A 14,734-nucleotide genomic window follows, 5' to 3' on the forward strand; every position below is an offset into this window, starting at 1 on the left:
AACATGGCTAAGTCAAACTTTGAAAAAGTAGAATCAGTTGTTGGCTGGGTTCGTGATAAGAAAATCACAGGTTACCGTATCTCTAAGGAAACAAATGCACGTGAAATGTCAATTATTGCTTTGGCACAAGGTCGTGCAAAAGTGAAAAATATTTCATTTGAAACAGCCCTAGGTTTGATTGATTTTTATGACAAGAATCATGAAAAATTTGAAGATTAAACTAGGCTTACAGGCAGATTCTTAAAATGGATCTGCCTTTTGTTTTGAAAAGAGTTAGTAAAAAGACTACATATTTTATGCAGTCTTTGTTTGTTATTTGAGATAGCGCTGAAGAAATTCTCGCGTTCGTTCTTCTTTAGGGTTCGTGAAGAGGTCTTCTGGCTTGCCTTCTTCGGCAATGACACCCTTATCCATAAAGATGACACGGTGTGAGACATCGCGGGCGAACTCCATTTCGTGGGTGACGACAATCATGGTCAAGCCTTCTTGAGCTAGATCCTGCATGATTTTAAGGACTTCACCGACCATTTCTGGATCCAGGGCAGATGTTGGTTCGTCAAAAAGGATGGCGTCAGGATTCATGGAGAGGGCGCGAGCGATGGCCACACGTTGCTTCTGGCCACCAGAGAGTTGTTTGGGTTTGGCTTGCCAGTAGCGTTCTCCCATGCCGACTTTTTCAAGATTTTCTTTGGCAATTTTTTCAGCTTCAGAGCGTTCTCGTTTAAGGACAGTCGTTTGGGCGACGATCGTATTTTCGAGAACATCGAGGTTTTCAAAGAGATTGAAGGATTGAAAAACCATTCCGAGTTTTTCCCGATAGTGAGTAAGGTCATAGCCTTTCGCAAGGACGTTTTCTCCTCGATAGAGAATCTTTCCCTCTGTAGGTGTTTCAAGTAGGTTGATAGAACGTAGGAAGGTTGATTTTCCGCTTCCTGAGCTCCCGATGATGGAGATAACCTCTCCTTTGTGGACTGACAGAGAGATGTCTTTTAAGACTTCATTTTGTCCATAGGATTTTTTGAGGTGTTTAATTTCAAGAATGGGTTGATTCATTATTTCAAGTCCTCCGTTTGCATTTGATTAGCACCTGTAGTGTAGGTATCCATGTCCATGCGTCTTTCGATAAAGCGTAGAATACGGGTCACTGTGAAGGTGAGGACAAAGTAAATCACGGCGATGATTGTAAATGTCTGGAAGTATTGATAAGTTTGGGTGGCCACAGTATTACCAGAGAAGTAGAGTTCTACCACAGAGATCACATTCAATACAGAGGTATCTTTGATATTGATGACAAACTCATTACCAGTAGCAGGTAAGATATTGCGAACGACCTGAGGTAGGACAACCTTGCGCATGGTCTGATTATGGGTCATACCAAGAGCAGTTGCGGCTTCAAATTGTCCCTTGTCGACTGCTAGGATACCTCCACGGACGATTTCTGTCATATAGGCACCAGTGTTGATTGAAACGATGAAGATGGCAGCCAGTGTACGGTCAAGGTTAATACCGAAGGCTTGTGCTGTACCGTAGTAGATAACCATAGATTGAACGATCATAGGCGTACCACGGAAAATTTCAATATAGACATTAAGGATCCAGCCAAGTAGTTTTTGCAAGCCATAGATGGCCTTGTTTTCAGATAGAGGGGCCGTACGGAAGACTCCGATTGCAAGCCCGATAATAAGCCCTGCGATGGTTCCGATAATGGAGATCAAGAGTGTGATGCCAGCACCACGCAGGAGTTGTTGCCAGTTTTCAGAAAGGATCTTAGCGACTTGACTAAAGAAACTACTTTCTTCCTCCGTTGTTGTCGCCTCAACTGGTTGCTCTTTGATCATCCGATCCATAAGAGCTACTTGTTCGTCCTTAGAAATGGTTTCGATGCTGGCATTGATTTGGCTGATGCGGCTGTCATCTTTACGAAGTCCAATGGCAATAGCGGTGTCTTCTTCTCCGGTTTCAAAGCCTTTGTCAAGCTGGACCATCTTGAATTTGGAGTTGGCAGATTCAGCGGTCAGGGCTTCAGGGCGTTCTGAAACATAGGCATCGATGACACCTGCTTCAAGTGCTTGACGCATCTGAGCAAAATCCCCCATGGCTGTTTCTTTTTTGGCACCTGGGATTTGGGAAATCAAGTCATAAAGGTAAACGCCTTGTTGAGACGTGATTTTTGCTCCGCTAAAATCGTTTAAAGATTTGGCGTTGGCATAGGCAGAGTCCTTTTTGACCAATAGAACAGGTTCACTAGTATAGTAACTGCTTGAAAAGGCAATTTCTTGTTTACGTTCAGCCGTTGGGCTCATACCTGCAATGATCATATCGATTTTGCCAGAAGTAAGAGCAGGAACAAGTCCTTCCCACTTGGTTTTAACGACCAAAGGTTCCTTACCTAGATCTTTGGCAATCTTTTTAGCAATTTGAACATCGTAGCCGTTGGCATATTGGTTGGTACCGTCGATTTTGACGGCACCGTTACTATCGTCGTCTTGGGTCCAGTTGAAGGGAGCGTAAGCTGCCTCCATCCCGATGCGTAAATATTCGTCGGCTTGGACCTGGCTAACTAATCCCAGTGTAAGGGCTAGGCTAGCAAGGATAGATAAGCATAATTTTTTCATGTTTTCTCCTATTTCTAGTCTAAAAATGACTCTCTCTATTGTATCGAAAAATAGTGAGATTTTCAATACAAGTAAGCCTTTACTTATAAAAAATGATATAATGATAGCAAAGATAAAAAGGGGGATTGTGTTGTGAAAAAGACTTTTTTCTTGCTTTTATTTAGCTTGTTTTGTATTTTACCACTCTCTGTTTTTGCGGTTGATTTCAAGATTCGCTCTTATCAAGGTGATTTGTATATTCATGCAGATAATATGGCAGAATTTAGGGAGAAAGTAGTATATCATTTTGATGAGGATTTTAATGGACAACTAGTAGGACTTGGTCGTGCTGGTAAGATGCCAAAGGGCTTTGAAATAGATTCCAGTCCGAAGGTTCAGGTATGGAAAAATGCTGCTGCCATTGAAAATGTCAATAGTGAAGTGATAGAAGAATCGGAAGGGTATACTGTAAAAGTGTATAATCCAGGCCAAGAGGGGGATACCGTTGAAGTGGTAATCACATGGCAACTAAAAAATCTCCTATTTCTATATGATGATATTGCGGAACTTAATTGGCAACCTCTGACGGATAGTTCAGAACCTATCGAAAATTTTGAGTTTCGAGTAATGGGCTTTAATGGAGCAGAAAAACTTTTCTTTCATACAGGGAAACTCTTTACAGAGGGCAATGTAGAGAAGATAGATAGTGATTATCGTGTTCATTTGCAGAACCTACCTCGTCAGCGTGGGGTTGAATTGCATGCCTATTGGCCTAGAAAAGATTTTGGAACAGCTTTGGATCAGGGATTGAAGGGCAATCGTTTAGCAGAATTTGAAAAAATAGAGGAGTCCATTGCTGCTGAAAAAGCTCAAAGCAAAGCTCTGGTTACGTGGATCATCCCTTTGCTACTCTCGCTTTCTTTAGTCTTTAGTGTTATTTTATACTGCATTTACAGAAGAAAAACTTCCCCATCGAAGAAATATGCTAAAAATCACCGTCTCTATGAACCGCCAATGGACTTAGAACCGATGGTTTTATCGGAAGCTGTTTACTCCACTTCTTTAGAGGAAGTCAGCCCCTTAACCAAGGGAGGAGGGAAGTTCACCTTTGACCAACTCGTTCAGGCAACTTTATTGGATGTGATTGACCGTGGAAATGTTTCAATCATCTCAAATGGAGATGAGGTCCGTCTAAAAATCGTAAAAGAAAAAGGATTGGTAAGTTTTGAAAAAGATTGCCTTAATTTGGCCTTTTCAGGAAGAGAAGAAGTGCTTGTTTCAGATTTGTTTGCAGATTACCAAGTGTCAACTAGTCTTTACCAAGGTGCAAAAGCAGCTGATGAAAAACGGATTCAGAAAACGGGACGTAAGCTTAAGTCGTCTTTCGAGCAAGCTCTGAAGCAGATGCAGGATGGGGTGAGAAAGCGGGTTTCCTCTTTGCAACTTCCAGATTACTATCGTCCACTGAGTAATGGAGAAAAAATCCTGCGATTGACGATAGGTGTCTCTACGCTTCTACCTGCTTTCGTTGGTTTTGGCTGGTTTTTGTATAGTTTGGATGCTCACGGGTATCTTTCCCTGCCACTTCCTATCCTTGGGGTTGTGAGCTTGATGTTAGCCGCCGTCTATTATTGGACGACCCGATTTGATACTCGTGATGGTGTTTTAAACGAAGAAGGACTAGAAGCATACTATCTCTGGACTAGTTTTGAAAACATGCTTCGCGATATCGCCCATCTAGACAAGGCAGAATTAGAGAGTATTGTTCTTTGGAATCGCCTCCTTGTCTATGCTACTTTATTTGGTTATGCGGACAAGGTGAGTCATTTGATGAAATTTTATCAGATTCAAGTTGAGAACCCAGATATCAATCTTTACGTAGCTTATGGCTGGCACAGTATGTTTTATCATTCAACTGCTCAAATGAGCCACTATGCTAGTATTGCAAACACAGCAAGTACCTACTCCGTATCTTCTGGAGGTGGAAGTTCTGGCGGAGGATTCTCAGGAGGCGGAGGTGGTGGTAGCATCGGCGCCTTCTAAAAAATCTATCGCAACATCCGAAATTATGTTATAATAGAGGACAGAAAAAGGAGTAATGCATGTATTTTATTGAAATTTTGAAGTCAATCTTTTTTGGGATTGTTGAAGGAATTACAGAATGGTTGCCAATTTCAAGTACTGGACACTTGATTTTGGTTGAAGAATTTGTACAATACAAGGACCAGAATGAAGCCTTTATGTCCATGTTTAATGTTGTCATTCAGCTCGGTGCTATTTTAGCCGTTATGGTAATTTACTTTAACAAGCTCAATCCCTTCAAACCTGGTAAAACCAAGGTCGAAGTTCGTCGAACTTGGCAGTTATGGTCAAAAGTTTTCGTTGCGACCTTGCCTTTACTGTTGGTCTTTAAGTTGGATGATTGGTTTGATGCCAACTTCCACAACATGGTTTCAGTTGCGATTATGTTGATTATCTATGGTGTTGCCTTTATCTATCTTGAAAAACGAAATAAGGCGCAAGCCATTGAACCAACAGTAACAGAGCTAGACAAGTTACCTTATAAAACAGCCCTTTACATTGGGCTCTTCCAAGTTCTCGCCCTCTTTCCTGGAACGAGCCGTTCAGGTGCGACGATTGTTGGTGGTTTGTTGAATGGAACAAGTCGCTCAGTCGTAACAGAGTTTACCTTCTATCTCGGAATTCCTGTTATGTTTGGGGCTAGTGCTTTAAAGATTTTCAAATTTATTAAAGCAGGTCAACTCTTGAGTTTTGGACAACTGTTCTTGCTCTTGGTTGCTATGGGTGTTGCCTTCGCGGTCAGCATGGTTGCTATTCGTTTCTTGACCAGCTATGTGAAGAAACACGACTTTACACTCTTTGGTAAATACCGTATTGTACTCGGTAGTGTCTTGTTGCTCTATAGTTTTGTGCGTTTGTTTGTATAAGAAAAAGCTTGAAGGAATCTCCCTTCAAGCTTTTTAAAATCCTGTCACTGTGATTCCTAGTAGACGAACGCCTTTCTCTTTTTCGGCTAGTTCTTCGTAAAGTTGAAGGGCGGTTTGAGAAATCTGACTAGCGTCCTGTGTTGCTTGTGGGAGGCTTTTTCGTCTAGTCAGAGTGGAGAAGTCAGTATAACGAATTTTAAGGATAATGATTTTTCCAGCTTTATCTTGCCGGTTGAGATTGAGAGCTACTTTTTCAGAGAGAAGAGTCAGCTCTTTTTTGATGTCTTCTTCAGCCTGGAGAATTTTTCCATAGGTTTTCTCCTTGCCGATGGACTTACGAATGCGATTGGACTTGACTGGAGAGTTGTGGATGCCTCTGGCCTTCCGATAAAGGTCAAAACCGAGTCTGCCAAACCGATCGATTAAAGTGACTTCAGAAACGTCTAATAAGTCTGCGCCAGTATAAATGCCCATTTCATGAAGCCTTTCCACTGTTTTCTTGCCCACGCCATGGAATTTAGCAATGTCCATTTGTTTGAGAAAATCTTGAGCTTGTTCTGGGAGGATAACTGTCAAACCATGTGGCTTTTGATAATCGCTGGCCATTTTAGCTAGAAATTTGTTATAAGAAACACCTGCAGAAGCAGTCAGGTGTAGTTCCTGCCAGATATCTTGTTGAATGAGACGAGCTATTTTGACAGCTGACTTGATACCGAGTTTATTTTCCGTCACATCCAAGTAGGCTTCGTCAATACTCATAGGTTCAATCAGGTCGGTGTAACGTTTAAAAATAGCTCGAATCTCAAGTCCCACAGTTTTGTATTTTTCATAATTTCCCGAGATAAAGACGGCTTGAGGACAACGCTCATAAGCTTCTTTAGAACTCATGGCAGAGTGAATGCCAAAGGCTCGTGCCTCGTAGCTACAAGTAGACACAACTCCCCGTCCGCCTGTTTGTCTGGGATCACTCCCAATGATGACAGGTTTTCCTTTTAACTTAGGATTGTCTCTTATTTCCACCGCAGCAAAAAAGGCATCCATGTCGATATGGATGATTTTTCTGGACAAATCATTAATCAATGGAAATATGAGCATTTTGCTTCCTTTCTAATGTCATTTTTTATTCATTATACCTTTTTTTCTGAAAAAATGGAAAAGAGTACTCATTCTTTCAAATATATAATACAGATTGCGCCGATAAACAGACTGTATTAGAAAAGAAAGTGATAAAAAAGCCTTTTTTCGCTTGTTGAAATCGGTTACTGTATGGTATACTGGTCTCATGAATGTAACAGATGACTGTTACTAGAAAGAAAAATGAGGACATTAACATGGTTGTTAAGACAGTTGTTGAAGCACAAGATATTTTTGATAAAGCTTGGGAAGGCTTCAAAGGCGTAGATTGGAAAGAAAAAGCAAGTATTTCTCGCTTCGTTCAAGCCAACTACACACCTTACGATGGAGATGAAAGTTTCCTTGCTGGACCAACAGAACGTTCACTTCACATCAAAAAAATCGTAGAAGAAACAAAAGCACACTACGAAGAAACTCGTTTCCCAATGGACACTCGTCCGACATCTATTGCTGATATTCCTGCTGGATTTATCGACAAAGAAAACGAATTGATTTTCGGTATCCAAAACGATGAACTCTTCAAATTGAACTTCATGCCAAAAGGTGGTATCCGTATGGCTGAAACTACTTTGAAAGAAAATGGATACGAACCAGATCCAGCTGTTCACGAAATCTTCACTAAATACGTAACAACAGTTAACGATGGTATCTTCCGTGCCTACACTTCAAACATTCGTCGTGCTCGTCACGCTCACACTGTAACTGGTCTTCCAGATGCCTACTCACGTGGACGTATCATCGGTGTTTACGCACGTCTTGCTCTTTACGGTGCAGACTACTTGATGCAAGAAAAAGTCAACGACTGGAATGCAATTAAAGAAATTGATGAAGAAACAATCCGTCTTCGTGAAGAAGTAAACCTTCAATACCAAGCATTGCAACAAGTTGTTCGCTTGGGTGACCTTTACGGAGTTGATGTCCGCAAACCAGCGATGAACACGAAAGAAGCAATCCAATGGGTTAACATCGCCTTCATGGCTGTCTGCCGTGTTATCAACGGTGCTGCAACATCTCTAGGACGTGTACCAATCGTATTGGATATCTTTGCAGAACGTGACCTTGCTCGTGGTACATTTACTGAATCAGAAATCCAAGAATTCGTTGATGATTTCGTTATGAAACTTCGCACAGTTAAATTTGCTCGTACAAAAGCTTATGACCAATTGTACTCAGGTGACCCAACTTTCATCACAACTTCTATGGCTGGTATGGGTAACGACGGTCGTCACCGTGTTACTAAGATGGACTACCGTTTCTTGAACACTCTTGACAACATCGGTAACTCTCCAGAGCCAAACTTGACAGTTCTTTGGACAGACAAATTGCCATACAACTTCCGTCGCTACTGTATGCATATGAGCCACAAACACTCTTCTATCCAATACGAAGGTGTGACAACAATGGCTAAAGACGGATACGGAGAAATGAGCTGTATCTCATGCTGTGTGTCACCACTTGACCCAGAAAACGAAGATCAACGCCACAACATCCAGTACTTCGGTGCTCGTGTAAACGTTTTGAAAGCTCTTCTTACTGGTTTGAACGGTGGTTACGACGATGTTCACAAAGACTACAAAGTATTTGACATCGATCCTATCCGTGACGAAGTTCTTGAATTTGAATCAGTTAAAGCGAACTTTGAAAAATCTCTTGACTGGTTGACTGACACTTATGTAGATGCTTTGAACATCATCCACTACATGACTGACAAGTACAACTACGAAGCTGTTCAAATGGCCTTCTTGCCAACTAAACAACGTGCCAACATGGGATTCGGTATCTGTGGATTTGCTAACACTGTTGATACATTGTCAGCGATTAAATACGCTACTGTTAAACCAATCCGTGATGAAGATGGCTACATCTACGATTACGAAACAATCGGTGAATACCCACGTTGGGGTGAAGATGACCCACGTTCAAACGAATTGGCAGAATGGTTGATCGAAGCTTACACAACACGTCTACGTAGCCACAAACTTTACAAAGACGCAGAAGCTACAGTATCACTTTTGACAATCACATCTAACGTTGCTTACTCTAAACAAACTGGTAACTCACCAGTCCACAAAGGTGTATACCTCAACGAAGATGGTTCTGTGAACTTGTCTAAACTTGAATTCTTCTCACCAGGTGCTAACCCTTCTAACAAAGCTAAAGGTGGATGGTTGCAAAACTTGAACTCACTTGCTAGCCTAGACTTTGGTTACGCAGCTGACGGTATCTCATTGACAACTCAAGTTTCTCCACGTGCTCTTGGTAAGACTCGTGACGAACAAGTTGATAACTTGGTAACAATCCTTGATGGTTACTTCGAAAACGGTGGACAACACGTTAACTTGAACGTTATGGACTTGAACGATGTTTACGAAAAGATCATGTCAGGTGAAGACGTTATCGTACGTATCTCTGGATACTGTGTAAATACTAAATACCTCACTCCAGAACAAAAAACTGAATTGACACAACGTGTCTTCCACGAAGTTCTTTCAATGGATGACGCATTGAGCTAAGATTCAATTGGAATAGAGAAAAGCCAGTCGATATGACTGGCTTTTTGTGTGCTTAAAAATTTTTAAAAAAATAGTCAAATTTGGTCAAAAAGTTATTGACTTTTACTGACCAAAGTGATATAGTAGAAACATAAGGAAAATGAATTCCTTAAAAAGCTCATTTTCAACGAATTAGTCTTTGAGAATGAGGTATAGAATCCCGAGAAAGGGGTGAGGCCTATGTTAAATCTAACAGACTTTGAAAAGAAGATGATAGAAGGCTTATTTAAGAAAGAAAAACCAGAAATTATATGTAGGGTAGCTAGTTAGTTAGTCTAAAATTTTTAAAACAAAGGTCAAAGATAGTCAATATCAGAGATCGCAAATAACTAACAATAAACGAGGTAAAGAATATGAACAACAACTTTAATAACTTTAACAACATGGATGATTTATTTAACCAATTGATGGGTGGTATGCGAGGATATAGTTCTGAAAACCGTCGCTACTTGATTAATGGACGAGAAGTGACACCTGAGGAATTTGCTCATTATCGTGCAACTGGTCAATTGCCAGGAAATGTAGAATCTGATGCGCAAATGCAACAACATGCTTCAGGTATGAAACAAGACGGTATACTTGCTAAACTAGGTCGAAACTTGACCGCAGAAGCTCGTGAGGGCAAGTTGGATCCTGTTATCGGACGAAACAAGGAAATTCAAGAAACATCTGAAATCCTATCCCGTCGTACCAAGAACAATCCTGTACTTGTCGGAGATGCAGGTGTTGGTAAAACAGCCGTTGTCGAAGGTCTAGCACAAGCTATTGTGAACGGAGATGTCCCAGCTGCTATTAAGAACAAGGAAATTATTTCCATTGATATCTCAGGTCTTGAGGCTGGTACTCAATACCGTGGTAGCTTTGAAGAAAATGTTCAAAACTTAGTCAATGAAGTGAAAGAAGCAGGAAATGTTATCCTCTTCTTTGATGAAATTCACCAAATTCTCGGAGCTGGTAGCACTGGTGGAGACAGTGGTTCTAAAGGGCTTGCGGACATTCTCAAGCCAGCTCTCTCTCGTGGTGAATTGACCGTTATTGGAGCGACAACTCAAGACGAATACCGTAACACCATCTTGAAAAATGCAGCTCTTGCTCGTCGTTTCAACGAAGTGAAGGTCAATGCTCCTTCGGCAGAGGATACTTTTAAAATCCTTCAAGGGATTCGTGACCTCTATCAACAACATCACAATGTGATCTTGCCAGACGAAGTCTTGAAAGCAGCAGTGGATTATTCTGTCCAATACATTCCTCAACGCAGCTTGCCAGATAAGGCTATTGACCTTGTCGATGTAACGGCAGCTCACTTGGCAGCTCAACATCCTGTAACAGATGTTCATGCTGTTGAACGTGAAATCGAGGCAGAAAAAGACAAGCAAGAAAAAGCAGTTGAGGCAGAAGACTTTGAAGCAGCTCTCAATGCTAAAACACGTATTGCAGAATTAGAGAAAAAAGTCGAAAACCACACAGAAGACATGAAAGTGACTGCAAGCATCAACGATGTGGCTGAATCTGTGGAACGAATGACAGGTATTCCAGTGTCACAAATGGGAGCGTCAGACATCGAACGTTTGAAAGATATGGCTCATCGCTTGGAACACAAGGTAATCGGCCAAGATAAGGCGGTTGAAGCAGTAGCTCGTGCTATCCGTCGTAACCGTGCTGGTTTTGATGAAGGCAATCGCCCAATTGGTAGCTTCCTCTTTGTAGGCCCAACTGGGGTTGGTAAGACAGAACTTGCTAAGCAATTGGCGCTGGATATGTTTGGAACTAAGGATGCTATCATTCGTTTGGATATGTCTGAATACAGTGACCGCACAGCTGTATCTAAGTTGATCGGTACAACAGCAGGTTATGTGGGGTATGATGACAATAGCAATACCTTGACAGAACGTGTTCGCCGCAATCCATACTCTATCATTCTCTTGGACGAGATTGAAAAGGCTGATCCTCAAGTAATCACCCTTCTCCTCCAAGTCTTGGATGATGGTCGTTTGACTGACGGTCAAGGAAATACCGTTAACTTTAAAAACACTGTCATTATCGCAACATCAAATGCTGGATTTGGCTATGAAGCCAACTTGACAGAAGATGCGGATAAACCAGAATTGATGGATCGCTTGAAACCATTCTTCCGTCCAGAGTTCCTCAACCGCTTTAACGCAGTTATCGAGTTCTCACACTTAAATAAGGAAGATCTTTCTAAGATTGTGGACTTGATGTTGGCTGAGGTCAACCAAACCTTGGCTAAGAAAGACATTGACTTGGAAGTCAGCCAAGCAGCTAAGGACTTTATCACAGAAGAAGGTTATGACGAAGTTATGGGTGTTCGTCCGCTCCGCCGCGTGGTTGAGCAACAAATCCGTGATAAGGTGACAGACTTCCACTTGGATCATCTAGATGCCAAACATCTGGAAGCAGATATGGAAGATGGCGTTTTGGTCATTCGCGAAAAAGCCTAAGTCGAGATTTTGAGAATAAAAAGGAACTAGCTAAAAAGCTGGTTCCTTTTGTGTTTAGATGATATGACGCTCAAAGGCATCATCTGAGATTCCTTGTTCCAAGATGAGTTTTGCCCATTCTTTAGCAGAAAAGAGGCTGTGGTCTTTGTAGTTTCCGCAAGATTCGATGGTTGTTCCAGGGACATCTTCCCAAGTAGTGGTTTCAGCGATTTCCTTGAGCGAATCCTTGATAACAGCCGCGATTTCAGCACTGGTATGGCGCCCCCACATAATCATGTGAAAACCTGTACGGCAGCCAAATGGCGAACAGTCAATCATGCCGTCAATGCGGGTACGGATGAGTTTGGCCAAGAGGTGCTCGATAGTGTGAAGGCCAGCGGTAGGGATAGAGTCTTCATTTGGTTGCACCAAGCGAATATCAAAGTTGGAGATGATATCTCCCTTTGGTCCTGTTTCTTCTCCAATCAAGCGAACATAGGGTGCTTTAACATTGGTGTGGTCAAGTTCAAAACTTTCAACAATAACTTCTTTTGACATGGTCGTTCCTTTCAGTTTTCTTCTTTCATTATATCATAAAGCCTGCTCTTGATGGAGTTTGATAAATGACTTTTTGGTACTAGAATGATAATAAAGTCCCCATACATAAACCTCAGAATTATAAAGAAAGAATGGAGTAAAGGAAAAGAAAAACTGAGTTCTTTCTAATGAAGCTAGAGCAACTTTTGAAAAGTGGAGTCAACTTTTAGAATTTTTGCTTGATCTCTGAACTAATTCTGAACTAGATTGGGTATACTGGAGGAAATAAAGATAAAGGAGTTCAGTATGGAACATATGGTGAAAATAGAAGGCGTCTGCAAAAAGCATGGGAGCAAGCAGATTTTGGAAGATATTTCTTTTACAGCTAGAAGCGGTCGGATTACAGCCTTTCTGGGCCCAAATGGTGCAGGGAAAAGTTCGACCTTGAGGATTCTCTTGGGGTTAGATCGGGCGACGTCTGGTACTGCGACTTTTGATGGGCAAACCTATCAGTCAATGACCTATCCGCTCAGAACTGTAGGTGCAGCCTTTGACGGCATAGGCGGTCTGACAAATCGAAAGGTCTATGACCATCTGCGAATTATCGCGGCGAGTAATGCTATTCCCAAGTCTCGAATTGATGAGGTTTTGGAGATGACTGGAATCGCTCATAAGAGGAAGGACCTCTTATCAAGCCTGTCTCTGGGGGAAGGTCAGCGGCTGGGTCTGGCAGCAGCTTTGCTGGGTGATCCTCAGTTTCTCATATTAGATGAGCCGACTAATGGACTGGATCCAAGTGGGATCAAATGGTTTAGAAAGTTCATCCGTCAGCAGGCTGATTTAGGGAAAACGGTACTTCTATCTTCTCATATCTTATCAGAGGTGCAAATGGTGACAGATGATGTAGTCTTGATTCATCATGGGCGAATTATTGAGCAGGGACAATTGGAAGAGGTACTGCAAGATTCAGACAGTCTAGAAGATCTCTTCTTTGATTTGACAGAGGAGGTTTAAGATGAAAGAAACGATGTCCTTATTGCATTCGGAATGGTTGAAAATTCGCTCAACCAAGGCTTTCAGAGTGAGTATGGCCTTCATGCTGCTATTGGTGCCTGCTGTATCCTGGCTGGAGGGCCGACAGTATTTGTCTATTGGCTTGGATGCCACCCCTAAGACGGTTCCCGGTCTGGCAGAAGCCATTGATCCGCTGGAATATCTAGGCCTCAATGGAGCTTCTATGGCAGGCATGGTTTTGGTCATCTTAGCTGGAATTTTGGGAGCTATGGAATTTCAGTCTCATAGCTTGAGAACTAGCCTCTTGACCTGTAATAACCGTCTGAAGCTGCTTGTCGGAAAACTCATGACCTTCACTTGCTTTTCTCTTGCCACTAGCTTTTTATCAATTTACTTTAGTTATATGGTCATGCATCTGGCTTTAGGAAAGGAAGGGCTTGATCCGATTCTGCTCAATCAGGTAGCTTGGAGTTTGATTTTGTGGAAAACTTTATCTCTAACCTTATTAGGAATCCTTTCGTTTTTGTTAGGTTTATTGGCTCGGACCATGCTAGTTCCTCTGCTTTTTCTCGTGCCACAGATCTATAATCTGGGAAACTACCTGGCAGCTCACACGAGTTGGGGGGCTTATTTGCCACAGCCGGCAGGAGAGTTGTTTACTGCAACGCCGACTTCCCAATATGCCAACAATCCCTCACAAGGACTGTTGATACTTGGTGCATGGTTACTAGTCATCGGCGGTATTACCTCTCTGCGCTTTTTGAAGACGGATTTAGGAGGGCGATACTGATGATAAAAGCTCTACTTAGAAGCGAATGGATTAAGTTCCGTTCTTACTATCTCGCTCTTGGTGCCGCCTTGGTGGCTCTGGTAGTCGTTCCTTTTTTTCTGATGAATCTTGACTACAGTCAGACAGCAGTTGGCCAGACGAAGGCTCTGAGCGAGGCTTTGCATGCCCTCTATCTGGCGCAGCCTGTCATCGTCATCTTTACTTCCCTCTATTTTGCCCAGGAGTTTGTCAAGTCAGGGATGCGAACGAATTTTCTAACCGTATCAAATAGAAAGGCTTGGTTGGCTGGGAAAAGCCTTTTTCTGGCCTTGCTGCTCTTGGCTCTCTACAGTGTCGTGATAGGCAGTTGTTTCCTTGTTATGCTGGCTCGTTTTGACCTAGCCTTCAGCTGGTCCTTACTGGGGGAATTCCTCTATTACAGCTCTTTTGGTCTTCTCAGCAATCTTTTTCTGGCTTTTTTAGCAGCTGGACTCGCTTTGCTCTTTCAATCTTGGATTGTGCCGGTGTCGGTGCTCTTTCCTCTCTTGATTGGTCTCAGCCGTCTATTGGCAACTTTCATCAAAGAAGCAAAATACCTGCCCGATCTGGCTACGCTAAATCTTTTTGAGTATGAAGGGCTTCAGCATTCAATAGATCTATCAGGGCTGGGAACACAGCTGTTATGGTTAGCTTTGGTTTGGAGCTCTGCTATATTCTTAACCTTGAAACGAGATGTTCGCTAGAGGTA

General features: G+C 42.2%; 12 protein-coding genes. 8 read left to right on the forward strand and 4 right to left on the reverse strand.

The genetic code is table 11. The features are described from left to right. Positions 1-3: 3 nt before the first annotated feature. The gene (locus tag ACVBD2_RS01890) at positions 4-219 is read left to right on the forward strand and encodes a capsule biosynthesis transcriptional regulator (protein WP_001130035.1); all 216 of its coding nucleotides are present in this window, start codon (positions 4-6) and stop codon (positions 217-219) included. Between the two features lie 93 nt (positions 220-312). On the opposite strand, the gene ACVBD2_RS01895 is transcribed toward ACVBD2_RS01890, so the two are convergent. After that, a complete protein-coding gene (locus ACVBD2_RS01895) occupies positions 313-1,053 on the reverse strand; it encodes an amino acid ABC transporter ATP-binding protein (RefSeq protein ID WP_001075499.1) in 741 nt (246 codons plus the stop codon). Beyond that, the gene (locus ACVBD2_RS01900; RefSeq protein ID WP_000732052.1) at positions 1,053-2,615 is read right to left on the reverse strand and encodes an ABC transporter substrate-binding protein/permease; all 1,563 of its coding nucleotides are present in this window, start codon (positions 2,613-2,615) and stop codon (positions 1,053-1,055) included. Before ACVBD2_RS01900 ends, ACVBD2_RS01895 begins: the two co-directional genes overlap by 1 nt. A gap of 132 nt (positions 2,616-2,747) precedes the next feature. Between ACVBD2_RS01900 and ACVBD2_RS01905 the strand changes: the two genes are divergently transcribed. Further along, a complete protein-coding gene (locus ACVBD2_RS01905) occupies positions 2,748-4,637 on the forward strand; it encodes a DUF2207 family protein (protein ID WP_461685960.1) in 1,890 nt (629 codons plus the stop codon). 59 nt (positions 4,638-4,696) lie between these two features. Continuing rightward, on the forward strand, positions 4,697-5,542 hold the full coding sequence (locus ACVBD2_RS01910; protein WP_000273567.1) for an undecaprenyl-diphosphate phosphatase: 846 nt from the start codon (positions 4,697-4,699) through the stop codon (positions 5,540-5,542). Positions 5,543-5,575: 33 nt separating this feature from the next. On the opposite strand, the gene dinB is transcribed toward ACVBD2_RS01910, so the two are convergent. Beyond that, on the reverse strand, positions 5,576-6,637 hold the full coding sequence (gene dinB, locus ACVBD2_RS01915) for a DNA polymerase IV (protein ID WP_461685961.1): 1,062 nt from the start codon (positions 6,635-6,637) through the stop codon (positions 5,576-5,578). A 236-nt stretch (positions 6,638-6,873) separates the two neighbouring features. Between dinB and pflB the strand changes: the two genes are divergently transcribed. After that, positions 6,874-9,189 (forward strand): formate C-acetyltransferase, encoded by a 2,316-nt coding sequence (gene pflB / locus ACVBD2_RS01920; protein WP_000260613.1) that lies wholly within the window; start codon positions 6,874-6,876, stop codon positions 9,187-9,189. A 392-nt stretch (positions 9,190-9,581) separates the two neighbouring features. After that, entirely contained in the window at positions 9,582-11,687 is a 2,106-nt protein-coding gene (locus ACVBD2_RS01925; RefSeq protein WP_461685962.1) for an ATP-dependent Clp protease ATP-binding subunit, read from the forward strand. A 54-nt stretch (positions 11,688-11,741) separates the two neighbouring features. On the opposite strand, the gene ACVBD2_RS01930 is transcribed toward ACVBD2_RS01925, so the two are convergent. Continuing rightward, positions 11,742-12,224, reverse strand: a complete 483-nt coding sequence (locus ACVBD2_RS01930) for an S-ribosylhomocysteine lyase (protein ID WP_461685963.1) — start codon at positions 12,222-12,224, stop codon at positions 11,742-11,744. Between the two features lie 285 nt (positions 12,225-12,509). On the opposite strand from ACVBD2_RS01930, the gene ACVBD2_RS01935 reads away from it, so the two are divergent. The 3 genes from ACVBD2_RS01935 to ACVBD2_RS01945 are packed head-to-tail and all read left to right on the forward strand — an operon-like array spanning position 12,510 to position 14,729. Beyond that, positions 12,510-13,217 carry an ABC transporter ATP-binding protein gene (locus tag ACVBD2_RS01935; protein WP_461685964.1) on the forward strand — a complete coding sequence of 236 codons (708 nt, stop codon included), beginning with the start codon at positions 12,510-12,512 and terminating at the stop codon, positions 13,215-13,217. Position 13,218: 1 nt separating this feature from the next. Next, positions 13,219-14,007 (forward strand): lantibiotic ABC transporter permease, encoded by a 789-nt coding sequence (locus ACVBD2_RS01940; RefSeq protein WP_461685965.1) that lies wholly within the window; start codon positions 13,219-13,221, stop codon positions 14,005-14,007. Next, entirely contained in the window at positions 14,007-14,729 is a 723-nt protein-coding gene (locus tag ACVBD2_RS01945) for a hypothetical protein (protein WP_000588282.1), read from the forward strand. Before ACVBD2_RS01940 ends, ACVBD2_RS01945 begins: the two co-directional genes overlap by 1 nt. Positions 14,730-14,734 lie beyond the last annotated feature (5 nt).

The sequence above is a fragment of the Streptococcus sp. KHUD_018 genome (assembly GCF_054861215.1).